We start from the raw sequence: 25,491 nt of genomic DNA, 5'->3' as shown, positions 1-25,491 counted from the left end.
TCAAATAAACTTGACAGATTTTTGAAACCTGTCAGGTAAAGTAAATAAAAAATGCCGAGTGAGAACTCGGCATTTTTTATTTACTTTATTATTGTCAAACTGAACTTTTTTCAGCTTTTTGGATTTTATCTTTGTTTAGATTCTGTACCAATTTCAGAATGAAAAGAACGGGTTACTATTTTTTCTTTTTACCAAATAAACCTTTAATTCCGTCTTTTACTGCATTACCAACTTGTTCTTTTGGCGTAGCCGTTTTTGTAGTATCAGTTGGTTTTTTTCCACCTAAAATATTTGTTATCGCACCTGTTCCTTGTTGTACTAATTTATCTTTTTGCATTTTCACTAATTGAGATGCCACATTTTTAGTTGCGCTTTGTAAATCGGTTGTGATTTTAGGCGATTTAAAATTCCCACTCATTGACGCATTAACTGGAACGTTTTCTAATTTCTTAGCATCAGCTGGAGTTAATTTTGCAATTAAATTATTCACATCTTTGCCTAAATATTTAGCTGGAACATCAAATTTTAAATCATAACTCATGTTCTGATCAAATCCATGAGAACCTGCTATTTGAACAGCTACATCTTTATGTTTTACCGTAAATGGCTTCACCGAAACTTTTCCATTTTTAAAAGAAAGTGCTGCTTTGACATCTTTTAAATTAATATCTTTTAAATCTAAAAATGTTGCTTTACTGCTTAATTCAGTTAGTAAAGTTGATTTGCTTTTATTTAAGGAACCTTGTAATATACTTGCAAATAAATCTCCAGAAAGACTTTTAATATCTGGCAACATGGCTTGTGTTAAATTACCATTTAATTTTATGGTAGAATTCATTTTACCATTGATAACCTCTGCAATAGGCGTTATAGTTTTCAAGGTGTTTAACATAGAAAAAGTTTGACTTATATCAACTGTACTCAAACCTAAATCCATATCGAAAGTTGGAATTTTTCCTTTCGTAGAAACCAATCCGTCTAAACCAATTTTTCCTCCGAAAACATCCATTTTTAAACCTTTCAAGTTTACTGCTTGATCGCGAATGATTAACGTTCCCACCACGTTTTTAAGATTTAAATTATCATAAAGTACTGTCGTAGCTTTCGCTGATAATGTACAATCTAAGAAGCTTGGAATTTTAACTTGCTCAGTTGTTTTCTTTCCTTCTTCATTTGTAGTGGTAGTTGGCGCCATAAAATCTGACACCGCAAAAAGAGACGAATTTAAGTTGAAATTCCCTTTTAAGATTTGGTTCTTAAATAAGAATCCGTAAAAATTATCTAAACTTCCCGAAACATTAATATCAGATTTTCCGGTTTTAGCTGCTAACTTGTTCAAATTAATTTTAGTTGGATTAAAAGTCAAATCAGCAACAGAAATACTAACAGGTTTGGCCATTTCTGGACCTGAATAATTGAAACCGGTTAAATTTATATTTCCTGAATTCTTAATGTTTTGATATTGACTTGTTTCTACCGATTTCATGTCGAAAGCGGTTTTTACATCGGCTCTTAAAATTCCATTTAAAGGCTTTTCTAATTTTACGGGATACGCTTTAGAAACATTGGCTAAATTTATAACACCCTTTAAAGCAGCGTCAATATTCGGATTTTCAGTCAAGTTTTTAACATGAGCACTTGCGTTAAAAACGTCTTGATCAATTGCAAAAGATAATTTATCTAAATCTACAAACGTATCGTTCATTAAACCTGTTTCATTTACAATATGCGTGTCAATTGAAATGTTTTTTACCGATTTTGGTAAGTCTTTATATTTGAAAGATGCGTTATTTGACAACATTTCAATATTAAAAGCTGGAACAGTTGTCTCTGTTAAATTACCTTTTACTTTCCCTTTTACTTCAAATTTTCCAGTAGTTTCTACTCCATCTAAACTTCCAGCATAAGCGGCAGGAATTAGGCCTAAAAAGTTTTTAAAATCAGATGATGGAGTATTAAAAGTTAAGTCGTACACCTGAGCTTTTTCAGCCATTTGAATAAATCCATTGAAATTTAAAGGCAACTGATTGATTAACGCTTTGTTTTCTTTGAACGTGTATTTGCTGTTTTTTAAATCGATTCCTAAAATAGCATCTAAAGATATTTTTACGTTACGCATAAAATTACTTTTATCCATATCGAAAGTTAAGTTCGCTGTAGTTTTTGTTTCTAAATCTAAAACATCTTGCTCAAAATTTCCTGTTCCTTCGTGATTGATACTATCTAAAACCATTTTCATTTTAGAAGCTTCATCTTGGTAAGTAAATTTTAAGTTTTCTACTTCATAATTCTGAATGCTTAAGGCGAAAGGTTTTGCTTCTTTTGCAGCTTCTTTCTCATCAGTTTTTAAAGCAATATCATAATTTCCAATACCATCTTTATTGAAAAGAATATTTAATTTGGTGTTTTCTGTACTGATAGATTCTATTTTCATCGGCTCATCTTCACCGTTGAACAATTCCATCATACTCATTTTTAGACTTATTTTATCGGAATATACTAAGGTATCGCCCTCAAATGGTGCTTTATTAACTACACTCATTTTATCTAAAGTAACATTTGCGTTTGGAAAACTTGTAAATAAATTTAAAGACACATCTTCTAATCCTACTTTAGCATTTACACTTTCGTTAATAGTAGCTAATACTTTTGTTTTAATTTTTTCTTTAAACAAAAAAGGAACAGCAGCTAAAACAATTACAAGCAATAACACTGAAATTCCTGACCATTTTAAAACTTTTTTCAACATAAGACTGATTTTTGAAGATTTTCTAATAGACTACAAAGTTAATACCAAAGAATACATTTTGATTAATTTATTGTTAAAAAAAACGCCAAACTTAAAAGGATGGCGTTTTTACTTTATTTATTTTTTCTTTTACAAGCTCAAATCGAAAGGCAATATCATCTGTACTCCTTTTCTGTTTTGCATTACTTTTATTTTTTTTAAAAGATTATAATTTTCTTCTCCAAGTTCTTCTTTCATGATCGTTTCTTTAGATTTATAAATACTTGCACCTGCAAATGCTTCTAGAAACTCATTGAAATTTTTCTTGTATTCTGGATAATTCTCTGTTCTGTAGCTTTTTGTTTTTCCTAAACCAGCTGCATGAGCAATAGCAGCGTCTAAATTTCCTAATTTATCTACTAAACCATTTTTAATCGCATCGGAACCTGTCCAAACTCTACCTTGTGCAATAGCATCAACTTGGTCGAAAGTCATTTTTCTTCCTACTGCTACTCTATTTACAAAAGTTTTATAAATTTGATCTACACCTTCTAAAGCTATTGCTTTATATTCTTCTGAAATAGGTTCGAAAACACTATAACCGATGGCATTTTTGTGCGTTTGTACTTGTTCTGCATTCACACCATATTTCGTAGCAAATCCGTGTGCATTTGGCAACATTCCGAATACTCCAATTGATCCTGTTATTGTTGTTGGTTCTGCAAATATGGTATTTGCGTTACAAGCAATATAATAACCACCAGAAGCCGCTAAATTACCCATAGAAACTACAACTGGTTTAACTTTTTTAGTCAATTCAATTTCTCTCCAGATTAATTCAGATACTAAAGCACTTCCACCAGGGCTGTCAACACGAAGTACAATTGCTTTCACATCTTTGTCTTCTCTAGCTTCTTTAAGCGAACGATTAATTGATCCTTCACCAATATAATCTACATCACCTTCACCGCCAGTAATTTCTCCTTGTGCATAAATTACAGCTATAATATCATCTTTTGTATAATCTTCTGATTTTAATGATACAGTACTAACATAATCTGATATTGAAATAGCTTCTACTTCTTCATCTTTAGCAACTTTTAATTTTGTTTTCAACATAGCATCAAACTCATCTACATAAGCCACTTTATCTACCAATTTTTGTTGTAACGCCATTTGTGGAGTTCTCGCCAACAAACCATCAGCTATAGTATTTAATTGAGCTACAGAAACCTTTCTGTTTTTAGCTATATCTGTAACAATGGTCTGCCAAACTGATTGTAATAAAACAGTCATTTGTTCTCTATTTTCTGGACTAATTTCTTGAGCTAAATAAGGTTCTACCGCACTTTTAAACTTTCCGTGACGGATAATTTCCATTTTTAAACCTGTTTGATCTTGGAAATTTTTAAAGAACAACAATTCCGATCCTAAACCTTTAAAATCGACTTCTCCGGCAGGATTTAAATAAACAGCATCAGCAACAGAATTGATATAATATTCTTTTTGAGAAAAAATATTGGCATAAGCATAAACAAATTTTTTCGATTTCTTAAAATCTTCTAATTTATCTCTCAATTCTTTACTTTGCGCTAACCCTAAACCAGATTGATTATTTACTATAGTAATTCCTTTGATTTTATCATCTGTTTTTGCTGCATCGATAGCTTTTAAAACTTCGATAAAACCAATATTTTCTTTAGTCATTAACGCACTAAATGGACTATCCGACTCGAATTTTCCAGCATAATCAAAGTTTATTTTTGCTAAATCTAACTCAATAACCGAATTGTCTTTGACCTCTACTTTGTCTTCTCCGCTTCCTAATAAAGCTCCTAATCCAATCAACAAGAAAAAACTAAGCAACATAAATAAAAAAATCCCTACAACAGTAGCAAATACACTCTTAAAAAAATTCATAATAATTAATTTATATGATAATAGGTAGGTTTTTGGACGAATTTGTTACATGTTCATAAAAAAATATTTTTTGTAAAGTATAAGTCTAAAATTGTTTGTTAATTTGTTGTCAGATGAAATCGCTAAAAAGAACAGTTTGTTGAAAACAAAATCAAATGAAGATAAAGCGATACCATTTGTCATTTAATAACAGTAGTATCTTCAAATGAAATTACAGAACACAATTATACTTTCTTTAGGCACCAATATGGGTAACAAATTGGAAAATTTGCAAACCTGTATTTCGACATTACACACCAATATAGCTACTGTTATTCAAGTTTCAAAAATATATGAAACTCCGGCTTGGGGTTTTGAAGGTGAGGCGTTTTACAATTGTGCAATTACCATTCATACGCATAAATCGGCACAAAAAATATTAACTCAGATTTTAAAATTAGAAAAAGAATTAGGTCGCATTAGAAGTCATTCTGAAAATTACGAATCTAGAAAAATTGACATCGATATTATTTCTTTTAACGATGAAATTATAGAAACCGAAAACCTAATCATTCCACACATCCATTTGCAAAATAGAAAATTTGTGTTGTTTCCCTTGCGAGATGTTGCTCCTAAATGGAATCATCCCAAATTAAACAAATCGATTTCAGAACTCATAATCACTTGTGAAGATTTGTCTGAAATTACTGAAATTGGTTCTTTAAAAAACCCAATAGAAAATTTAAACTTCCAATCGTTAAACTACATTGCCATAGAAGGAAATATTGGCGCAGGCAAAACCACTTTAGCTACTAAAATAGCTGAAGATTATAATGCAAAAACAGTTTTGGAACGCTTTGCAGACAATCCGTTTTTGCCTAAATTTTATAAAGACCAAAGTCGTTATGCGTTTCCGTTAGAAATGTCTTTTTTAGCTGATAGATACCAACAACTTTCGGATGATTTGGCGCAATTTGATTTGTTTAAAGATTTCGTAGTGGCCGATTATCACATTTTCAAATCGATTATTTTTGCAAAAGTTACACTACAAGAAGATGAATTTCGTTTGTATAAAACTATGTTTGACATCATGTACAAAGACATGCCAAAACCAGATTTATATGTGTATTTGTATCAAAATACAGAACGTTTATTATCTAATATTAAAAAGCGCGGTAGAACGTACGAACAAGAAATTCCTGCAGCTTATTTAGAAAAAATCAATAAAGGCTACTTAGATTATATCAAATCGCAAACCAATTTAAACGTTTTAATAATTGATATCTCTGATTTAGATTTTGTAAAAAAACAACAAGATTATGTTTACATTTTGAACGAAATAAACAAGAAAATTATAAATTAATTTATCTTTTTAATGTAAAATGTCCTTTATATTCTGGAAATCCATCACCTAAATTGGCTACAAACCAATAATCGGTTTCTGGCAGCATTTCACTATTAAATTTTCCATCCCAATACCTTTTTCTTTGGTTTAAAACGGTTATTAATTTACCATATCTGTCGAAAATACTAACTACGGGTTGTGCTACGAAACCAATACCTTTAATTTCCCAAAAATCATTAATTCCGTCTCCATTTGGTGTGAAAAACTTAGGATATTCAATCACAACAAAAACTTTTATATCAAACCCACAATTGTTACCCGTTTCCCTTACATAACAAGTATATACTCCACCCACTGCAAAATTAAAGACAGGAGAACTTTGAAAGTTTATATTGTCTATAGAATACTCGAAAACACCTGTACCAGATATCATAATTTCTGCTGTTAAATCGGTGACTTTTACCTCAGTTATTTCAGGTTGAGTATATTCAATAACGGTGAAATTTTTAGTTACAGTGCAATTTTGAGCTGTAGTAATCCATACACTATAATTTCCAGGATTTGATACTACAATACTAGGTGAAGTTACACCGGTTGACCATAAATAAGTAGCGCTAGACACACCAGCCTGTAAGGTTATATTTGTATTTTGACAAATTACAAGGTTTTCATCCGTAACTATTGGTATGGGATTAACCGGCACAGTTACTGCCATCCTATTTGAAACACATCCACTATTCGTAGCTTCAAAGTAAAATGTGGTATTGGCTGATAAAATTGGTGTAATAAAGGAAGCACCTGAGGCCAAAATTGTTGTACTTGTAGCTGTTGCAAACCAATTTATACTTCCTACAGAGGTTGTAGCATAAATTGTTGTATTTGTATTTTGACAAATTGCATTGGGTGCTGTAAAACTAATTGTGGGATTTCCCTTATGGTAGCAGTAACTGGCGTTCTATTACCTGAAGTACACGAGAATGAGAAAGCATCCACATAATAAGTTGTTGTTGTGTTTAGGAATGGCGTATTAAAAGAAGAGCCAGAAAAAATCGGAGTGCCGCCAGTTGGATTCGAATACCAGTTTACAGTACCGTTATTTGAAGAAGCTTGCAAGGTTAACGAGCCACTTCCACATCTTGAATTATTAATGATATTTGTAATTTGTGGAATTGTAATCGTAGAAGTTGTTGAAATTTGTAGAACAGGATCGCCCGGCATTCCGCCATATTCTACAATATAACCTTTAGGTTGATAATCTCCATTAACTTCTCCGTTTAATTTCAAATCATTCCAAGAACCGGGTTGACCAACTCCCGGAGCAGTTACATGCGCATAATCTTCTTCACCCTGATTATTAGGTTCGTTGGAATTCCAAAAAGCAAAATTAGGTGTAGTTCCGTTGATACCGCCATTCCAAAAAATTGTACCTGCTTCTGGTCCGGTTACCCATTTCCACACACCCTCAGCATCAGCATCTGAACCACCAATCCAACCAGCACCAGAGGCCTGAACGCCTGAAATTTGAACTTCAGCCATGGAAGTAATAGTTGCTAAATAACCTTGTAATCCGTAATACGTTGAAGCTGCTGCTGCATTTTTGGCGTTGGTCCAATTGATACCTACATTTGGAACATATTGATAATAATGTCCCGTAGATTCTAAGTAATTGGCTTGACCCACCGTAATAGAAAAAACGCGTTGACCACTAGGATTTGGAGATGAATTTGAAAACACAACTGCTTCTATTGCTGCAATAAATTGTGTATAAGTTGGATTTCCAGCGCTACCTGTTAGAGTTAGCTTTCCTTCTGTAGGATTCCATGATGAAAGTATAGTAGGATGACTTCCCGTTAACGTTAACACATCTTGACCCAAAACATAACCCGAGGAAATTTGAATGTACATAGCTGCAATTCCTACATCATCTGGATCTACTATTGTCATATTAGTTACAATAGGTAAAGAAGTTTGTGGACAATAAGTTTGGTTTCCAGTTGCCGTTAAAATTGGCGCAACATTTTGTGCAGATAATCCGTTGGTAAGAAAGAAAAGTAAAAGAAATATTTTTTGTAATGGTCGCATTTCACAAATATACGACAAACAAAAACACCAAAAAATTGTTATTTTGTGATAATTTTCTGAAATAAATCCCAAATTACAATTCCAGCACTCACAGAAATATTCAACGAATGTTTACTTCCTAATTGTGGAATTTCAATCACACCATCGGATAAATTAATCGCTTCCTGAGACACACCTTTAACTTCATTACCAAATATCAACGCATATTTGGTTTCCGTTTCGGGTTGAAAATCATCTAACATAATTGCATTTTCAGTTTGCTCTATAGCATAAATTTTAACATTTTCTGCTTTCAATTTCGCTACTACTTCCAACACATCTTTAGCGTATTCCCAAGCTACGGTTTCTGTAGCACCTAAAGCCGTTTTATGAATTTCCTTATTTGGCGGAACAGCCGTAATACCACATAAATAGATTTTTTCTATCAAAAATGCATCAGAAGTTCTAAACACAGAACCAATATTATGCAAACTTCTAATGTCGTCTAACACAATAATTAAAGGTGTTTTTTTTGCTTCTGCAAATGCTTCTTTACTAATACGATTTAATTCGGCGTTGGCTAATTTTCTCATGCAGCAAAAGTAAGATAAATATGCAAATATTTTAAAACACAGATTGGAGAAATTTCCATAATTTTTATAATTTCTCCAATCTGTGTAGTCTAACTTTTTGCATTGAAATTGAATTTTGAACTTGAACTTGAATTTCCTAACTTCGCCAGCACTAAAATTTTACATTGTGGCTAAAAAATCAGCATCCGAAATCAAAGAATCGACTCCAAAAGTTTCTCCATTAATGCAACAATACAACACCATTAAGGCAAAATATCCTGATGCCTGTTTGTTGTTTCGAGTGGGTGATTTTTATGAGACTTTCGGTGATGATGCCATTCGCGCCTCAAGAATTTTAGGCATTACCTTAACCAAGCGTGGCAATGGTAGTGAAAGCGAAACCGCATTGGCAGGATTTCCACATCATTCTATTAATACGTATTTACCAAAATTAGTAAAAGCCGGACTTCGAGTAGCCATTTGCGATCAATTGGAAGATCCGAAAATGACGAAAACGATCGTGAAACGTGGTGTTACGGAATTAGTGACGCCAGGAGTTTCTTTTAACGATGACATTTTACAATCGAAATCCAATAACTTTTTAGCAGCAGTATTTTTAGGTAAGAAAACCAACGGAATTTCATTTCTAGATGTTTCCACTGGTGAATTTTTAACTGCAGAAGGAAACGAAGAATATATTGACAAGTTGTTGCAAAATTTTAGACCAAGTGAGGTTTTGGTTTCGAAACAACAAAAAGCGGATTTCAAACAACATTTCGGAGAAGATTTTCATGTTTTTTATTTGGAAGATTGGATTTACAAAGAAGATTATGCCTTTGAAAGTTTAACCAAACATTTTCAAACCAATTCGTTAAAAGGTTTTGGTGTAGATGATTTCAACGAAGCGATTATTTCTTCTGGTGCGATTTTATATTATTTATCAGAAACACAACACAATAAAATTCAGCACATTACCAACATTCAACGTATTGCAGAAGATGCTTATGTTTGGATGGACCGCTTTACGATTCGCAACTTAGAATTATACCACAGTTACAATCCGAATGCGGTGACGTTAATCGATGTAATTGACAAAACGCTTTCGCCAATGGGTTCAAGATTACTGAAACGTTGGTTGGCTTTACCGTTGAAAGACAGTAATAAAATCAGAGGTCGTCATGAAGTAGTGGCTTATTTAAAAGAAAATTGGGAAGAATTAAACCAAATTCAATATCAAATTAAACAAATCTCCGATTTAGAACGTTTGATTTCGAAAGTGGCCACTGGAAAAGTTTCTCCAAGAGAAGTCATGCATTTAAAAGATTCATTAGATGCGATTATTCCAATTAAATCTTTGGCATTACAATCGAAAAATGAAGCTTTAAAAACCATTGGCGACAGCTTACATGCTTGCGAATTGTTACGAGAAAAAATTGGTTCAACTTTAAATCCAGATGCTCCAGTTGCCATAAACAAAGGAAATGCGATTGCTACTGGCGTGAATGCTGAGTTAGACGAATTACGAACGATTTCTTCAACTGGAAAAGGGTATTTAGAAGCTTTAGAAAAACGCGAAAGTGAAGCGACTGGAATTCCATCTTTAAAAATATCATTTAATAATGTTTTCGGCTATTATATTGAAGTTCGAAACACACACAAAGATAAAGTTCCAACAGAATGGATTAGAAAGCAAACTTTAGTAAACGCTGAAAGATACATTACAGAAGAATTAAAAGAATACGAGTCGAAAATTTTAGGTGCAGAAGATAAAATTTCGCAACTAGAAAGCATGTTGTACGAACAATTGGTGAATTGGATGGCAACTTATATCAAACCCGTACAATTAAATGCTAACTTAGTAGCTCAAATTGATTGTTTGCAAAGTTTTGCCCAAATGGCGATTGAAAACAAATACGTACAACCCGAAATTGATGCTACTTTCGATTTAGAAATTAAGGAAGGTCGCCACCCAGTAATTGAAAAACAATTACCAGTTGGAACACCTTATATTTCTAACGATGTCTTTTTAGATCGAGAAAGCCAACAACTCATTATGATTACCGGACCGAACATGTCTGGTAAATCGGCGATTTTGCGACAAACCGCTTTAATTGTGCTATTGGCTCAAATGGGAAGTTTTGTTCCAGCGGAACAAGTAAGAATGGGTGTTGTAGATAAGATATTTACTCGTGTGGGCGCAAGTGATAATATTTCTATGGGCGAATCTACTTTTATGGTAGAAATGAACGAAACCGCTTCGATTTTGAATAATATTTCAGATAGAAGTTTGGTATTGTTAGATGAAATTGGAAGAGGAACCTCAACTTACGATGGCATTTCGATTGCTTGGGCGATTGCCGAATATTTACACGAACATCCGAGCAAAGCCAAAACGCTTTTCGCTACACATTATCACGAATTGAATGAAATGGAAGCTATTTTTGATAGAATCCAGAATTTTAATGTTTCGGTAAAAGAATTAAAAGACACGGTTTTATTCATTAGAAAATTAGTCAAAGGCGGAAGCGAACATAGTTTTGGGATTCACGTGGCGAAAATGGCCGGAATGCCACAAACAGTCATTCAGAAAGCACAAAAAATATTAAAAAAATTAGAAAAAGACCATTCTGGAGAAGCATTAAACGGAATTAAAGCTGAAAAAGATGAAATGCAATTGAGTTTTTTCAATTTAGACGATCCGTTATTGGAAGACATCAAGCAAGAAATTATGAATATCGACATCAATACCTTGACTCCAGTTGAAGCTTTGATGAAATTAAACGAAATTAAACGAATGATTAGCAAAAAATAATTTGTTATAACATTTTCAATTTCAAAAGATTAAAGAAAAGATTAAAAAAAGATTAAATATTTTTTCAAAAAGTGCTTGTGAAAATAAAAATATGTTTTATATTTGCACTCGCAATACGGAAGTACTGCCAACGTTCATAAAAATCGCGAAAATAGCTCAGCTGGTAGAGCGCGACCTTGCCAAGGTCGAGGTCGCGGGTTCGAGCCCCGTTTTTCGCTCAAAGATAAAAAATATACCAAGGTTTTTATTTAAACCAAATGCTTGAGTGGTGGAATTGGTAGACACGCTGGACTTAAAATCCAGTGAGCAGTAATGTTCGTGCGGGTTCAAGTCCCGCCTTGAGTACTAAAAGCTTCAAACTATGTTTGGAGCTTTTTTTGTTTCTATAAGTTGGAGAAGCTCTTCTCAAAATTTCAAATTTAAATTTCGCAATTAAATACTATCTTGCACTAAAATACACCCTTAATTAATGGCAACCTTTGTAATCAGTAAAAAGCCTAGTGGACATTACAAATACGAACTGACTTCTCGTAGAGGAAAAACCATTTTCATAAGTAACGCATTTGAATTGCGTTTCGAATGCGAAGACGAAATTGAATTGCTTAAGAAATCCATTGATCAATTATTTTTTATGCGTTTTCGCTCACCAGCAGGAAAATTTTACTTTAAAATCATTTTAAACGATAAAGAATTGGCCGTTAGCAGAAAATACTCTACACAATTAATGCTTGAAAAAGGAATTAATGAAATTGTAAAGTACGGCGCAAGAGCCGAATTTTTAGATTTTTCGAAATCGGAAGATATATTTCCGCCTGCAGAAGATGTTTTTAGGTAATTTTAGCAATTCCAAAGCGCTTCAAAAAGAAAGTCAAAACCACTCAAAGCTTCCATTTACGGATTTTAAAATATCAACCACCTAAAGAAGATACTTATTGCATAACAAGCTTGTATTTAGAAATACTATTTACTAAACCAAAACCCGTATTCGTTATTTGTTCAGTTTAGTGCAAAAAAAATCCCGACTTACATCGGGATTGATTTCTTTTCGAAAAGAAGGTCAAATATTATTTTTTAACTTCTTCTTTAACTTCTTCAACTTTAGCAGCAGCAGAATCAACTACAGCAGCAGCTGAATCAACAGTAGCAGCAGCAGAATCAACAACAGCAGCAGCAGAATCAACTACAGCAGCAGTAGAATCAGCAGAAACTTCTCCTTCAGCTTTCTTGTTACAAGAAACTAATACTGCAGCAACGAATGCAATGCTTAAAACAACTTTTTTCATCTTAATTTTATTATAAAGGTTAATTATTTATGGAGCAAAGATATAAAAAAATTTAAATGACAAATACTTTTTTGTATTTTTTTTAAATAATTTTTTCTTTGTTGTCCGAAATGCAACTTGCAACTACCGTGCCAAACTTTATTTCTTACTTTTTTTTGTTGTATTAGGTTGATTATAAATGATTTTCATTTCATCTATTAAATTTTTCGCACCTGCAAATTTATCAATAATAAATAAAATATAACGAGAATCAACCATAATATTCCTACAAATATCCGGAGAATAATACACGTCGCTCATTGTACCTTCCCAAACCCTATCGAAGTTCAAACCTATCAAATTTCCATTCGCATCTAATGCTGGACTACCAGAATTTCCACCAGTTGTATGGTTCGTTGCAATGAAAGCTACAGGCATCTTTCCGTTTTCAGCATATTTACCGTAATCTTTGGCATTATAAAGATCAATTAACTTTTGTGGCACGTCAAATTCATAATCACCTGGAACATACTTTTCCATTACTCCATCTAAATAAGTAAACGGCGTATAAACTACTGCATCACTTGGTTTGTAACCTTTCACTTTTCCGTAAGTAACTCTTAAAGTTGAATTTGCATCAGGGAAAATTCGAGCAGATTTCGGACTTAATTCTAAAATCGCTTTCATGTATGTTCTTTGAGTTGCGATATTTTTCAAGTTGATTTCATCGTATTTTGGCGCAACATTTTTATTATAAGCTTCAGCCAATGTTTTCACCAAGGCAAATCCTTTATCTTGATTCAACCTTTCTATAACTGTCTTCACATCACCTGCTAACAATTCTTTTAAACCAGCATAAGAAGTTAATTTTGAAGATTTGAAGATGTCTGATGACACTTGAGCGGCATTAATTCCTTTTATACTTTCCGGTAAAAATTGTTGTGGTGATTTTTTACTGTAAATATCAATTAATTTTTCGAACACTTTTTCATCAACTTGTGCATTGAAATCTTTATACAAGGGTTCGAAACTCTCGATTAAATTCTTTTTTCTATCATTAAAAGCTTGTTCACCTTTTGAATTGTACACTTGCTCCAATTGAAACAAACGGTATCCGAAAGATAAAATTTCTGTATTTCTCAATACAATTTCAGTATAATAATCTCTTGCAATAGCATATTCTTTAATTTCAGCATAGTTTTTACTAAAATCTGACAACAAGTTACCATACTCAGCTTGTTTTCCTGCTTTTGTAACTTTATTTAAAAAATCTTTTTCAAATTTTTGCTTTTCACCAACTGCATTAGCTTTAATTAAACCTTTACGTTCTCCAATCCATTTTTTCCAATAATTTGCTACTCCAGCATATTTTGAAGCATATTGAATTTTAATCGCTTGGTCTTTTCTCATGAAACCATCTTGTATTTTCAGAGCAGCATCACGCACTTCAATACGCGCTGGATTTAAATCATTTACCATTTGTTCTACAGCATAAGAAGGTAAATATTCTGTAGTTCTTCCAGGATAACCTAAAACCATAGTAAAATCATTCTCTTTTATCCCTTTTGCAGAAACTGGAAAAAAGTGTTTTGGTGTATAAGGCACATTGTCTTTTGAATATTCAGCTGGACGATTGTTCTTATCTGCATATACTCTAAATAAAGAGAAATCTCCCGTATGACGAGGCCAAACCCAGTTGTCTGTATCTGAACCAAATTTTCCAATTGAACTTGGTGGCGCACCTACTAAACGAACGTCTTTAAAGTTTTCTGTTACGAATAACAAATACTGATTTCCATCATAAAAAGAACGAACCAAAATGTCTTGCCAAGCTTCTTTTTTGAAAGTTTTAGAAATTTCTCCAATATTTTGTTGAATTTTCTTTTGCTTGTCTGCTTCTGCTAAAGATTCAGTTCCTGATAAAACTGTAGTTGTAACATCATTAATACTTACAATAAAAGTGACAACCACTCCTGGATTAGGCAATTCATCTTCCATTTTATAGGCCCAAAATCCGTTCGCTAAATAATCGTTTTCCACTGTAGAATGACTTTGAATATTATCGTAACCACAGTGGTGATTGGTTAATAATAAGCCTTTTGAAGAAATCATTTCCGCCGTACAACCTCCATCAAACTGAGGAACAGCATCTTTTAATGAAGATTTGTTAATAGAATAAATTTGTTCCGCAGTAAGTTTAGAACCTAAAGCTTTCATTTCGTTTTCGTTCATTCCTTTCAACAAAGAAGGAATCCACATGCCGCCTTGTTGGGCATTAACTTGAATGATAAATAATAGTAAGAATAATTTTAAAAATTTCATTTGCATGTATTTATGGTTATTGGATATAAGCTATTATAATTTATGTTTTAATATTTTTCGATTATGAATTTCAAAATCGTGAGCAAGATACAATTTTTGTGCCTTTTCATTATGCTCTTCTACTTCTAAGTAAAGCATTTTAACATTTAATTGTGAACTTTCTTTTTGAATAAACTGAACCGCTTGCTTTCCGAATCCTTTCCCTTGGTATTCCTTTTTTATATATAATTCATCTAAAAAAGCCAATATTCCTTTGTATTCAAAGCTAAAAATAAAGGTTAAAATTACATATCCAATTACATCTTCATCTTTAAAAATCAGCCAAGCTTTTCCTAAATTAGAATTTGCAATGAAGGTTTCAAAAAGTTGTTTCGATAGTTTACTGTCAATCGGATAATTATCAATCGCATAAAAATCTTGCATCATACTAACAACTTCCTCAATTTGATTTTGTTGTATATCTTGAAAAGTTATCATTTTGATTTTAGTTTAAAATAAGTATGCTGTAACATTTCCGTTTTTTCTTCAATCACAAAGCCTAAAAACTTCATTTCTTCCAAACACTTCTCTAGTGAAGAAACATCAATATTGATATCATATAAATGTTCCTCATCGCTATTTTCAATTAAGAAAATTTTACTGGGAAAGAAACCGTTTAAAGCGTTTACAAATTGCTTAATTTTACCAGAGAAATAAAGTCTATTTTCTTGCTGATCAAAAACATTTTTATAATCTCTTTCCACAGATTTTATCAATAAAGAATTAATAATTGACACATTATATGTAGAAAATTTTTCAAGTTGTATTACTTTTTCCAACTGTAACTTGTTGAAGAGTTTCTTTTCAAAAGTTTTAATTCCTTCTTCACTTTTTAAATTTCCTTTGTAAAAAACATAATACAATTCGTTTTTAATTGCTTCATCAATACTTGCATGTAGAAAATCATAACCTAATGCTTCCAAAATACGTTTCAAATCAACATAATTTCCAAATGTATATTTTGGATATACTCTATAAAAATAAGAACCAATAGCTTCATTGGCCTTTTCTAAAACCAACTTATCTTTAACAAGAGAATCATTAACTATAGCTTCAAAATTCATGGTTAAACTATCGTAAACTTGATTTCTTCTTTTTGCCAATTCTCTTCCTTTTATCTTATTTTTTTCTGTGACTATATTTTCTTGTGAAAAAGTAAATTGCAACCAAAAAACACAAAACAAAACAAAAAACCTCATCATACAACTGCTTTTAAAATACTAGCTGTAGCGCCTTTATTCATTTGAACAAATGTGCTACAAATATGACCTTTTTCGTAGCGTTCGTCTTCATTTTGCAACAATAAGTCAAAGGCTTCATTTAATTCTGTTTGATTTTTAACTGAGATACAACCTTCTAAACCAACTAAAGCTGTAGCTTCTGCAAAGTGAGAATAATTAGAGCCAATTACTATCGGAATGCCAAAAGTAGCGGGTTCTAAAATATTATGCACACCCGGATTTCCAAAACCACCGCCCACATAGGCAATATCAGCGTAAGAATAAATTTTGGTTAAAATACCAATGGTGTCGATGATGAAAACGTTATAATCTTGTAAAGACGCGATTAATCGCGTCTCTACATTACTTGACGAATATTCCGAAAACAGAATCGTTGGTTTTGTAATGGATTGTTTCAAATTCTGAATTTGTTCCGATTTAATATTATGTGGTGCGAGGATAAATTTTACATGTTCCGCAGCTTGATTGATAAAATTCACCAACAACTCTTCATCTTTAGGCCAACTGCTACCAATTACAATTGTGGTTTGGTTATTTTTAAATTGTTCGATAAAATCTAGAGTATTGTCTTTTTCTAAAATCGCCACTACTCTATCAAAACGGGTATCTCCTGAAACTTTCACGTTGGTAAAACCTATCGATTGCAATAAAGTTTTTGATTTTTCATTCTGAACAAAAAAATAATTGAATGACTTCAAAGCCTTTCTATAAAAACCGCCATACCATTTAAAAAAAACTTGATTTTCTCGAAAAATTCCTGAAATTAGATAAGTAGAAATATTTCTTTCTTTCAACTGATTTAAATAATTTGGCCAAAATTCGTACTTAATAAAAAATACCTTTTCTGGATGCACTAAATCTAAAAATTGTTTAGCATTGGCTTTTGAATCTAAAGGCAAATAAACGGTAACATCTGCAATTGCATTATTTTTTCGGACTTCATAACCCGAAGGTGAAAAAAAAGTAATAACAATTTTATGATTTGGAAATTGCGCTTTAACGTTTTCAATTACGGGTAAACCTTGCTCGTATTCACCTAAAGATGCCGCATGAAACCAAAAGACTTTATCTTCAGCATGAATGTTATTTTTTAATGTAAAAAAAACAGACTTTCTACCTGCTACAAATAATTTCATTTTAGGACTAAAAAGCGCTAAAACTCTTAAAATTTGACTAGCAAAAAGCACAATAAGGTTATAAATAAAAAGCATAAAAATAATTTATGTGGCTAAATTACGTTTCTTTTATGTAACTCAAAATATGTAAGCAGAATTTCTTACTTTTGCTACACTTAATTATATTAGGATTATGAAAAAACTACAAATGGTTGACTTAAAAAGTCAATACGAAAAAATAAAAGACGAAGTTAACGCTTCCATTCAAGATGTTTTAGAAAACAACACCTATATAAATGGCCCTTTAGTACATCAGTTTCAAGCTGATTTAGAAAATTATTTAGGCGTAAAACATGTCATTCCTTGCGCTAATGGTACGGATGCGCTTCAAATTGCCATGATGGGATTAGGATTACAGCCTGGTGATGAAGTAATAACTGCAGATTTTACATTTGCAGCTACAGTTGAAGTGATAGCTTTATTACAATTGACTCCAGTTTTGGTTGATGTTGATAAAAATAATATGAATATTTCCCTTGAAGGAATTAAAAAAGCAATTACTCCAAAAACAAAAGCTATCGTACCAGTACATTTATTTGGTCGTGCTGCCAATATGGATGCGATTATGGAAATTGCCAACGAACATAATTTATATGTAATTGAAGACAATGCACAAGCTATTGGAGCAGATTACACAAATAAAGATGGCGTAAAAAAGAAAGTAGGAACGATCGGACATGTGGCGGCAACATCATTTTTCCCTTCTAAAAATTTAGGTTGTTATGGAGATGGTGGAGCTATTTTTACTAATGACGACAATTTAGCTCATATTATCCGAGGCATCGTAAATCATGGAATGTACGAAAGGTATCATCATGATGTGGTAGGTGTAAACTCTCGTTTAGACAGTATTCAGGCTGGTGTTTTAAAAGCCAAGTTACCTCATTTGGATACATATAACAAAGCCCGTCAAGATGCAGCCAGAAAATATAGTTTAGCTTTAAGTGTGAATCCTAATATTTGGGCACCATTTATTTGCGAAACTTGCGATTGTCATGTATTTCATCAATACGTAATTCGAATTACAAATGGAAAACGCGATGGATTATTGGCTCATTTACAAGAGAAAGGAATTCCATGTGCCATTTATTATCCAATTCCTTTACACAGCCAGAAAGCTTACGCGGATGTTCGTTATAAAGAAGAAGATTTTCCAGTAACCAATCAGTTATGTAAAGAAGTGATTGCATTACCTATGCATACCGAATTAGACGACGAACAAATAAAATTTATTACCGATACGGTTTTAAATTTTTTAAAATAAAATGAATCTGTAGAGACGTAATTCATCACGTCTTTTTATTAAAAATATGACACGCGATAAATTGTGTCTTTGCGAAAGAATATGAAAATAGTAGTTACAGGAGGTTTAGGTTTTATTGGTTCACACACAGTTGTTGAGCTACAAAATGAAGGTTTTGAAGTTATTGCCATTGACAATTTATCCAACTCTTCCATTGAAGTTTTAGATGGTATTGAGCGCATTACAGGAAAAAAACCGATTTTTTACAATATCGATTTGAGAGAGAAAACAGTAGTTCAAGATTTCTTTGCAACCCATTCTGATATATCTGGAGTAATTCATTTTGCAGCTAGTAAGGCTGTTGGTGAAAGTGTTGAAAACCCGTTATTGTATTATGAGAATAATATTAACACTTTAGTTTATGTGTTGCAAGAAATCACAAAACTAGAGCAATCAAATTTCATTTTCAGTTCTTCTTGTACAGTTTACGGTCAAGCCGAAGTGATGCCGATTACAGAAAATGCTTCGGTACAACCGGCAATGTCACCTTACGGAAATACGAAACAAATTGGTGAAGAAATCATTATCGATACAGCTAAAGTGTCGAAGTTAAACTCGATACTTTTAAGATATTTCAATCCGATTGGCGCACACGAATCGGCTGAAATTGGTGAACTACCTTTAGGAGTACCACAAAATTTAGTTCCATTTATTACGCAAACTGCTTTTGGTTTGAGAAAAGAACTTTCAGTTTACGGAAACGATTATCCCACACCAGACGGAACTGCAATTAGAGATTATATTCATGTAGTCGATTTAGCAAAAGCTCACGTTATTGCGATGCAACGTTTATTAAATAAAAAAAATATTGAAAAAGTAGAAACTTTTAATTTAGGAACGGGAACTGGTAGTTCGGTTTTAGAAGTGATTACATCTTTTGAAAAAGTTTCTGGAGAAAAATTAAATTATAAAATTGTTGGTCGACGCGAGGGCGATATTACAGAAGCTTATGCGAATACAGACAAAGCCAACAACATTTTAGGCTGGAAAGCTGCCTCAAGTTTAGACGAAAGTTTAGCAAGCGCTTGGAAATGGGAACAAAAAATTAGGAGTTAATTTTTGAGTCTCTGTTTTCAGTCTCAGTCCCAGTCACAGTTTTCAGTTTTCAGAAAAATACTTATAAAAAAATATAAAATGCCTAAAAATATTGATTTCAAACTAATGCTCTCTATGCTTATTGTAGGAATAGTTTGGGGAACCACATTTTTAGGCATTTCTATTGCTGTTGAAACCATTCCACCGTGGTATTCTACTGCCATTAGAAACCTACTTGCAGCAGTAATTGTACTTCTAATTTTATTATTTAAGAAAACATTTAGTTGGATTGGTTGGAAATCATTACAACAACAACTTACTTTATCTGTTTTAATGTTAGTCTTTGCAAATGGATTTACAACAATTGCTGAACAATCCTTACCGTCAGGATTAACATCTATAATTAGCGCCATTAATCCCGTAGTTATCTTTTTATTAAGTATTGGTTTTCAATTACAAAAACCAACTTATAAAGGATTTCTGGGAGTTTTACTTGGTTTTTCTGGAGTTCTTTTTATTTTTAAAGATGGTTTAGGAGATATTTTAAACCCCAACTATAAAACGGGTGTATTATTTTTAAGTATCGCTATTTTAAGTTGGGGCTTAGGCACTATTTACTCTAAGAAAATTAACAATCAACCTAATAATTTAACCTTAAACTTATTTTATCAATTTTCATTAGCTGCAGCACTACAAATTATTTTATCACTTGTATTTCATGATAAATCAAATATTGAAAACTGGTCTGCTGCAAGTATTGGTTCAGTTGTTTATTTAGCTATATTTGGTTCAGTTGTTACTTTATTTTGCTATCAATATGCATTACAAAAAGTTACTCCTATTCAGGTTTCTATATTAACATATGTAAATACTATAATCGCCGTTTTTTTAGGTTGGTTTTTTAAAAATGAGGTAGTTACGAAAGATTTCCTAATAGCTGTAGTTTTGATAATAATTGGCGTTTTTGTCATTAATTACAAAGGAAAAAAATAGAAAGCATTCATTTGTATGAATAAAAAAATCCCAATTTACATTGGGATTTCATTGTTTTAAAAAGAATTACTTTTTTGCAGCTTCTTTCAATTTGTTTGCGGCTTCATCTAACTTTTCAGCACCTTTCTCTAGAGCTTCTCCAGCTTTTGCTTGTGTAGAATCAACAGCTTTTTCTAATTTTGCAGCAGCAGTATCAATTACTTGTTCTGTTTTAGCTTCCAAAGAATCTACTTTGTTTTCTACTTCTTTTTTGTTTTTGTCCTCGCAAGAAACTAAAACGGCAGCAACGAATGCTAAACCTAAAATTGTTTTTTTCATTTTGGTTGTGATAAATAAGTTAATATATTTTTGAACTTATAAACCGATATTCAAATTGCGTGCCAAAAAATAAAGGCTGCTATTTTATACTTTTCCTAAAGTATATAATTGTTCCATTGTTGGTGTTTTACTTCCACCTGCCGGCTCTAAAGTAATACCAAAACCTTCCGCTCCAACAGTACCATCCACTTCAATTAAATATTTCATTTTATCTTCTGCATTATCAATTAAACCAATACTTGTTGGTGTTAATGTTGGCGCTAATTTTAACGACCAAACTTGATAAACCATTCCGTCTGGTGGAGTTGGTAAACTTGAAGCATCTATAAAAACTTTATTCGTTTTATTGTTCCAGTAAACTTTTGCAGAGGAAGTTGGTGAAATTGCTTGACCCGCTAATTTAACCACCACATTATTCTCGTCCTTAATAACAGAGTATGATGTATTTATTTGATTGTTTAATTTTTCTTTTGCAGAAACTGTTTGTTCTAAAGCACTTTTCTGGTTTAGTAATTCATCAATTTCACTAACACCATTTTGTTGTAAATTAAACAAATAACCACAGCCTAATAAAAATACTGCGGCAGCCATCCAACCTATATATTGACTAATATTAGATTTCGGTTTAAACTGTACAACTTTCGTCTCAATGTTTAATTTTTGCTTTATTCTATTATAATTTTCAGCAGACAATGAAGGTGCAAAACTAGAAGATAAAGCAATTACAGATTTCTCTATAGATACTATTTCTTTGTTTACCTCATCATCTTCCGATGCTATCTTTGCAACTTCAGCAGTTTCGGTCTCAGACAATAAACCAAACACATACAACTCTAAATTACCAGACTCAATTAATTCTTTATTTTTCATAATTACACTTGTAAATAAGTTCTTAAATCGTTGATACAAGTTCTATTTAAAGTTTTTACTGTACCTAAAGGCATTTCCAATTCTTCAGAAGTTTCAGCCTGAGTATATCCTTTAAAAAACAACAAATCTATAATTTGAATACACTTTGGTTTTAGCTTTTTAATAAACTCACTAACTCCAATGATATCAATTTTATTTATAAATTTATTCTCGTTATCTATCATACCTACGAAATTATCTATGTCTTGGTTTTTTAATGACTTATTATATCCCTTAGACCGCATTTTATCAATGGTTGTATTCCTAGTAATATTTAACATCCAAGTGTATAATCTTCCTTTTTCAGTATTATAAGACTCAATATTTGTCCAAATTTTCACAAACACATCTTGCAATACATCTTCAGCTTCCTCTCTATTTTTAATTAGATTAGAAATTACGGCAAATAAACTTTTAGAATACATATTATACAGATAGGTATATGCTTTCCCATCTTTTTTTTCAATTAGGCTTAATACTTCTTCTTGACTCATTAGATTATAATTTATAGTTTTTACAAATTTATGCAAAAAAAACCAAAAACTCTTCTATTTTAAACAATTAGCATTCGTTTTTGTCCACTAATATTTTTTCAAAAAAATAAAATTGAATTTTAAGTAATAAAAGTGCTTAAAACCAAAACTTTTTTACGAAAGTGAAAAAATATAACCTAAAAATAAAAATCTACATGAAAAAAATTATTATTTATTTCAGCAATATTCACTTTAAATTTTTCATTTGCTTAAGTTGATATTGGAACTCCAACTTTTGAAAATGGTGTACAATTACAAATAGAATCAAATAATAAAGTCTTACTTATACCTAGAGTATCTTTAACTACATCATTACTTGCAACACTATTACCAACAGCACCAGCAACTAGTGTTTTGGTATACAAAATCGCTACACAGGGATTGTATTTCACTTTACATCTGAACAAAATTGGAGTTTAACTAGAAATGCTGAAACTTCCTAAGGACAAAATATATTGGAACTTCTAATAACTAAAACCTTCAAAAAAGGACAAATGCCACTCTTAGAATGACTGTTGAAAATGATGGCCAAGTTATTGTTGGAACTGCTGCTACTCAAGCAAACACCTTCACTACAATAAATACTGGATCTGCACAAGTTGACTTATCTGTAAATAGCTCAAAATCAACTAGAATCATTTAAAATTTAAATCCTACCGGTACTCTATTTGTTATAGACAGAGGAAATTTAGATGCAAATGGTGGTGAGGGGTTATCGGTATAAGTGCTGTATCTGCTGCAAGCTCAACTACAATTGTTGTGGGAATTTTAGGTATTGGAGGTAGAACAACTTTCACAGAATTGCCCGTAGAATCTATTGAAATATCTAGACAAGGAAACATAGGTGTATTTGCTCGTGGTGTGGGAAAAGGTAAGGAAATAGATTATACTGCCGTATATTTTGAATAGGATCAAGATGGTAATTTACATACAAATAACGGGCCATTTGCCAGAATTACATGAAAAGACATTGACTATTTTACAGGTGGAACTGATTCATGAAGAGATGTAGCATCTGGTAGACATATTGATGTCAATACCTCAACAACAAATTTTTGTTTTTATGGGCGCAAGAAATAATGGAACATCATTCTAAGTTTTAAGTGGTGGGTCTTTATAAATAAGGGGGAAAGATGAACAAGGTAATAACAGAATTTTACATGCAACCGAAACACCAGAAACTTTATTTGAAGAGTTCGGAACAGGAAAACTTATAAATGGAGTGGCTTATATTGTAATTGATATGCTGCTAAGCAAACTAACTCAAAAAGATGAAAAACACCCTTTGAAAGTTTTCATTCCACTAAAAGGTGACTGCAATGGTGCTGAAACTGAAATAACAATAAACGGCTTTAAAGTTAAAGAATTAGACAACGGAAAATCAAATGTTTTTTTTTCATGGAACCTAGTAGCTTATAGAGCTAATGTTATTGATGTCAACCGAAAAATTCAATCGAAGCATGTAGATATCCGTTTTACTATCGGACCAAACCAATTAAATCCGGAAAAACAAACAGATGCAAAACATGAAACTGATGAAAGAAAACTAAAATAACTCGTATCTTTTTTATAAAATACTCTTAAACATCTTAATACCACAAGTTAAGATGTTGCTTTCCAAGAACTTCATCACTTTCTCTAACTTATTGAAAACCAAAACACATCCTTTCTACGTAGGTTAAAGTATAATCAAATTGATATAAATTAAAATGAAAAAAACAAAATTGTATATAAGCCTTTCGTTAATTGCTTTAACAGGTTTATTATTAGTAGCGGCAGATCATATCGATTCGCCAGGTGTATCTAATACAGGAAACGACATTACAGATGTATATGCATTCCAAGGAGCAGATACTAACAACTTAGTATTTGTTGTAAACTCAGCTGGATTACTAACTCCAGGGACCACAGGAGCAGCAACATTTAAAGAAAATGTATTAACGGAAATTAACATCGATAACAATGGTGACAATGTTGAAGATTTAGTAATTCAAGCGATTAAAAGAGGCAACAAAATGTTCTTTTTCGGTCCGGTTGCTCCAGGAACACCAGGAATAAGCAGTACAATTAAAACAGCTAACGCAGCTGGCTCAGTAGAAATTTCTCAATATGGTAGCCCAGCAATCATTTCAACTTCAGGAGGAATGAAATTTTTCGCAGGACCAAGGGATGATCCATTCTTTTTTGACCTAGGGAGATTTCAAGCCATTTTAGGTGGAACTGCATCAGGATTCAACAACCCAGGGACAGATACTTTTGCAGGAACTAACGTTTTATCTACAGTAGTAGAAGTTCCAAAATCCATGCTAGGCACTAGTACTTCAATTAATGTTTGGGCTGAAACAAAACAAAAACAATAATAATTCATAAAATGAAACAAATGAAAATAAATTCAATAAAATTTCTGACTTTATCAATTCTTGCAGTAACTACATTTGTAAGTTGTAATAATGATGATACTGTTACTGCTGAAGAACAAACAGATTTCTCAGGAACTTATGTGCAAAAAGACCAAATGGCACGTCCTGCAATTAATACCGTATTTATTGCATCGGGAGCACCAAAAGACGCATTCAATACTACAACGCCATCTGCAATGGGTGCTAATTATCAATCGGTTTTTCAATCGAGATTATTGGCCTTAAACCCTGGTTATACAACTAATGCTTTAGGACAGACTGCTGCAGCATTTACAAGCTTATTAGCAACAGATGTATTAGGAGTTTCAAAAACTGGAACGACAACATTTTTTGACGGAACAAACGTTTTAACCGGAAGAGCTTTAGCTGATGACGTAATAGATGTAGAATTACTTTTAATTTTCGGTGGGCCAACTGGTGGTTCAAACCCAAACTTAACATCAGATCATGTTAATGCAAATGACAAACCTTTTCTACCAGCTTTCCCTTACTTAGCTGCTGCATGGTAAAAATATTCTAGTGTG

General features: G+C 32.2%; 25 protein-coding genes and 2 tRNA genes. 13 read left to right on the top strand and 14 right to left on the bottom strand.

The window, feature by feature from the left end; all coding sequences use genetic code 11:
* Positions 1 to 175 precede the first annotated feature (175 nt).
* Together G4D72_RS06645 and sppA are read right to left on the bottom strand one after the other, a co-directional pair.
* Complete coding sequence (locus G4D72_RS06645; protein ID WP_166076873.1) at positions 176 to 2,749, bottom strand: AsmA-like C-terminal region-containing protein; 2,574 nt, start codon at positions 2,747 to 2,749, stop codon at positions 176 to 178.
* A gap of 129 nt (positions 2,750 to 2,878) precedes the next feature.
* A complete protein-coding gene (sppA, locus tag G4D72_RS06640; protein WP_166076872.1) occupies positions 2,879 to 4,648 on the bottom strand; it encodes a signal peptide peptidase SppA in 1,770 nt (589 codons plus the stop codon).
* A 205-nt stretch (positions 4,649 to 4,853) separates the two neighbouring features.
* Between sppA and folK the strand changes: the two genes are divergently transcribed.
* Positions 4,854 to 5,990 (top strand): 2-amino-4-hydroxy-6-hydroxymethyldihydropteridine diphosphokinase, encoded by a 1,137-nt coding sequence (gene folK, locus G4D72_RS06635; protein ID WP_166076871.1) that lies wholly within the window; start codon positions 4,854 to 4,856, stop codon positions 5,988 to 5,990.
* A 1-nt stretch (position 5,991) separates the two neighbouring features.
* Here folK and G4D72_RS13535 read toward each other — a convergent pair whose 3' ends face one another.
* From G4D72_RS13535 to G4D72_RS06620, 3 genes are read right to left on the bottom strand one after another with little or no spacing between them, the layout of a single operon-like run.
* Positions 5,992 to 6,843 (bottom strand): T9SS type B sorting domain-containing protein, encoded by an 852-nt coding sequence (locus G4D72_RS13535; protein ID WP_317165233.1) that lies wholly within the window; start codon positions 6,841 to 6,843, stop codon positions 5,992 to 5,994.
* Positions 6,822 to 8,054, bottom strand: coding sequence for an Ig-like domain-containing protein (locus G4D72_RS13530; RefSeq protein ID WP_166076869.1), 1,233 nt, complete (start codon positions 8,052 to 8,054; stop codon positions 6,822 to 6,824). The genes G4D72_RS13535 and G4D72_RS13530 overlap by 22 nt, the downstream gene beginning before the upstream one ends.
* A gap of 38 nt (positions 8,055 to 8,092) precedes the next feature.
* The gene (locus G4D72_RS06620) at positions 8,093 to 8,626 is read right to left on the bottom strand and encodes an RNA methyltransferase (RefSeq protein ID WP_166076868.1); all 534 of its coding nucleotides are present in this window, start codon (positions 8,624 to 8,626) and stop codon (positions 8,093 to 8,095) included.
* Positions 8,627 to 8,849: 223 nt separating this feature from the next.
* On the opposite strand from G4D72_RS06620, the gene mutS reads away from it, so the two are divergent.
* The 4 genes from mutS to G4D72_RS06600 all read left to right on the top strand — a co-directional run bounded on the left by mutS (position 8,850) and on the right by G4D72_RS06600 (position 12,252).
* Positions 8,850 to 11,417 carry a DNA mismatch repair protein MutS gene (mutS, locus tag G4D72_RS06615; protein ID WP_166077052.1) on the top strand — a complete coding sequence of 856 codons (2,568 nt, stop codon included), beginning with the start codon at positions 8,850 to 8,852 and terminating at the stop codon, positions 11,415 to 11,417.
* Positions 11,418 to 11,562: 145 nt separating this feature from the next.
* A tRNA-Gly gene (locus tag G4D72_RS06610) sits at positions 11,563 to 11,635 on the top strand.
* A 41-nt stretch (positions 11,636 to 11,676) separates the two neighbouring features.
* Positions 11,677 to 11,762, top strand: a tRNA-Leu gene (locus G4D72_RS06605).
* 124 nt (positions 11,763 to 11,886) lie between these two features.
* A complete protein-coding gene (locus G4D72_RS06600; protein WP_166076867.1) occupies positions 11,887 to 12,252 on the top strand; it encodes a DUF1508 domain-containing protein in 366 nt (121 codons plus the stop codon).
* A gap of 229 nt (positions 12,253 to 12,481) precedes the next feature.
* On the opposite strand, the gene G4D72_RS06595 is transcribed toward G4D72_RS06600, so the two are convergent.
* The 5 genes from G4D72_RS06595 to G4D72_RS06575 all read right to left on the bottom strand — a co-directional run bounded on the left by G4D72_RS06595 (position 12,482) and on the right by G4D72_RS06575 (position 17,492).
* A complete protein-coding gene (locus G4D72_RS06595) occupies positions 12,482 to 12,700 on the bottom strand; it encodes a PG1828 family lipoprotein (RefSeq protein WP_166076866.1) in 219 nt (72 codons plus the stop codon).
* A gap of 138 nt (positions 12,701 to 12,838) precedes the next feature.
* Positions 12,839 to 15,001 carry a S46 family peptidase gene (locus G4D72_RS06590; RefSeq protein WP_166076865.1) on the bottom strand — a complete coding sequence of 721 codons (2,163 nt, stop codon included), beginning with the start codon at positions 14,999 to 15,001 and terminating at the stop codon, positions 12,839 to 12,841.
* A 33-nt stretch (positions 15,002 to 15,034) separates the two neighbouring features.
* Positions 15,035 to 15,478, bottom strand: a complete 444-nt coding sequence (locus G4D72_RS06585; protein ID WP_166076864.1) for a GNAT family N-acetyltransferase — start codon at positions 15,476 to 15,478, stop codon at positions 15,035 to 15,037.
* A complete protein-coding gene (locus G4D72_RS06580) occupies positions 15,475 to 16,242 on the bottom strand; it encodes a hypothetical protein (RefSeq protein WP_166076863.1) in 768 nt (255 codons plus the stop codon). Before G4D72_RS06580 ends, G4D72_RS06585 begins: the two co-directional genes overlap by 4 nt.
* Positions 16,239 to 17,492, bottom strand: a complete 1,254-nt coding sequence (locus tag G4D72_RS06575) for a 3-deoxy-D-manno-octulosonic acid transferase (RefSeq protein WP_166076862.1) — start codon at positions 17,490 to 17,492, stop codon at positions 16,239 to 16,241. The genes G4D72_RS06580 and G4D72_RS06575 overlap by 4 nt, the downstream gene beginning before the upstream one ends.
* A 97-nt stretch (positions 17,493 to 17,589) precedes the next feature.
* Here G4D72_RS06575 and G4D72_RS06570 point away from each other — a divergent pair, with 97 nt between their 5' ends.
* The 3 genes from G4D72_RS06570 to G4D72_RS06560 all read left to right on the top strand — a co-directional run bounded on the left by G4D72_RS06570 (position 17,590) and on the right by G4D72_RS06560 (position 20,787).
* Positions 17,590 to 18,720 carry a DegT/DnrJ/EryC1/StrS family aminotransferase gene (locus G4D72_RS06570; protein ID WP_166076861.1) on the top strand — a complete coding sequence of 377 codons (1,131 nt, stop codon included), beginning with the start codon at positions 17,590 to 17,592 and terminating at the stop codon, positions 18,718 to 18,720.
* An 81-nt stretch (positions 18,721 to 18,801) separates the two neighbouring features.
* Complete coding sequence (gene galE / locus G4D72_RS06565; RefSeq protein WP_166076860.1) at positions 18,802 to 19,815, top strand: UDP-glucose 4-epimerase GalE; 1,014 nt, start codon at positions 18,802 to 18,804, stop codon at positions 19,813 to 19,815.
* A 78-nt stretch (positions 19,816 to 19,893) separates the two neighbouring features.
* The gene (locus G4D72_RS06560; RefSeq protein ID WP_166076859.1) at positions 19,894 to 20,787 is read left to right on the top strand and encodes a DMT family transporter; all 894 of its coding nucleotides are present in this window, start codon (positions 19,894 to 19,896) and stop codon (positions 20,785 to 20,787) included.
* Positions 20,788 to 20,853: 66 nt separating this feature from the next.
* Here G4D72_RS06560 and G4D72_RS06555 read toward each other — a convergent pair whose 3' ends face one another.
* The 4 genes from G4D72_RS06555 to G4D72_RS06540 all read right to left on the bottom strand — a co-directional run bounded on the left by G4D72_RS06555 (position 20,854) and on the right by G4D72_RS06540 (position 22,939).
* Entirely contained in the window at positions 20,854 to 21,105 is a 252-nt protein-coding gene (locus G4D72_RS06555) for a hypothetical protein (protein ID WP_166076858.1), read from the bottom strand.
* Between the two features lie 84 nt (positions 21,106 to 21,189).
* Complete coding sequence (locus tag G4D72_RS06550) at positions 21,190 to 21,975, bottom strand: anti-sigma factor (protein WP_166076857.1); 786 nt, start codon at positions 21,973 to 21,975, stop codon at positions 21,190 to 21,192.
* Between the two features lie 2 nt (positions 21,976 to 21,977).
* Entirely contained in the window at positions 21,978 to 22,508 is a 531-nt protein-coding gene (locus G4D72_RS06545) for an RNA polymerase sigma factor (protein WP_166076856.1), read from the bottom strand.
* A 248-nt stretch (positions 22,509 to 22,756) separates the two neighbouring features.
* Positions 22,757 to 22,939: a hypothetical protein gene (locus G4D72_RS06540; RefSeq protein WP_166076855.1), complete on the bottom strand. Its 183-nt coding sequence runs from the start codon at positions 22,937 to 22,939 to the stop codon at positions 22,757 to 22,759.
* 116 nt (positions 22,940 to 23,055) lie between these two features.
* On the opposite strand from G4D72_RS06540, the gene G4D72_RS13480 reads away from it, so the two are divergent.
* The 5 genes from G4D72_RS13480 to G4D72_RS06520 all read left to right on the top strand — a co-directional run bounded on the left by G4D72_RS13480 (position 23,056) and on the right by G4D72_RS06520 (position 25,476).
* Positions 23,056 to 23,190 (top strand): hypothetical protein, encoded by a 135-nt coding sequence (locus G4D72_RS13480; RefSeq protein ID WP_262887220.1) that lies wholly within the window; start codon positions 23,056 to 23,058, stop codon positions 23,188 to 23,190.
* Between the two features lie 116 nt (positions 23,191 to 23,306).
* Positions 23,307 to 23,456, top strand: a complete 150-nt coding sequence (locus tag G4D72_RS06535) for a hypothetical protein (RefSeq protein ID WP_166076854.1) — start codon at positions 23,307 to 23,309, stop codon at positions 23,454 to 23,456.
* 313 nt (positions 23,457 to 23,769) lie between these two features.
* Entirely contained in the window at positions 23,770 to 24,102 is a 333-nt protein-coding gene (locus G4D72_RS06530; protein ID WP_166076852.1) for a hypothetical protein, read from the top strand.
* Between the two features lie 154 nt (positions 24,103 to 24,256).
* Complete coding sequence (locus G4D72_RS06525) at positions 24,257 to 24,907, top strand: DUF4331 family protein (RefSeq protein WP_166076851.1); 651 nt, start codon at positions 24,257 to 24,259, stop codon at positions 24,905 to 24,907.
* A 20-nt stretch (positions 24,908 to 24,927) separates the two neighbouring features.
* The gene (locus G4D72_RS06520) at positions 24,928 to 25,476 is read left to right on the top strand and encodes a DUF4331 family protein (protein ID WP_166076850.1); all 549 of its coding nucleotides are present in this window, start codon (positions 24,928 to 24,930) and stop codon (positions 25,474 to 25,476) included.
* Positions 25,477 to 25,491: the final 15 nt, after the last annotated feature.

The sequence above is a fragment of the Flavobacterium difficile genome, assembly GCF_011392115.1.
GTDB classification, from domain to species: Bacteria; Bacteroidota; Bacteroidia; order Flavobacteriales; family Flavobacteriaceae; genus Flavobacterium; species Flavobacterium difficile.
The sequence above is the reverse complement of the archived record's forward strand: the minus strand, read 5'-3'. Positions and strand labels throughout refer to the sequence as shown.